We start from the raw sequence: 372 nt of genomic DNA, 5'->3' as shown, positions 1-372 counted from the left end.
GCCGGGTCGGCGTCGCCGGTGATGTAGCCGATCAGGCGTTTGATCCCGGGTTGGTCTTCGCGGGCGAGCACCACCGCCTGCTCCACCCCCTCCAACCCGGTCAGGGCGGCCTGGATTTCGCCGAGTTCGATGCGGTAGCCGCGGATCTTGACCTGCTCATCGGCGCGGCCCAGGTAGTCCAGTTGCCCATCGGGGCGCCAGCACACCAGGTCCCCGGTGCGATACATGCGTTGTCCGGGCGCTCCGAAGGGACAGGCCACAAACCGCGATCCGGTCAACCCCGCCCGGCCCACATAACCGACCCCCACCCCGGCGCCGGCCACATACAACTCACCGATCACCCCGACCGGCACCGCGCGCAACCACCCATCA

1 protein-coding gene is annotated in these 372 nt (G+C 69.1%); it reads right to left on the bottom strand.

The genetic code is table 11. From position 1 onward, the window contains the following. Positions 1–372, bottom strand: a 372-nt coding sequence (locus AC5Y30_RS25515) for a hypothetical protein (protein WP_499922098.1), incomplete at both ends; no start/stop codon positions are given.

Source organism: Mycobacterium sp. NGS27, assembly GCF_059813005.1.
Note: the sequence above shows the minus strand (reverse complement) of the source record. Positions and strands in the feature narration are given on the sequence as shown.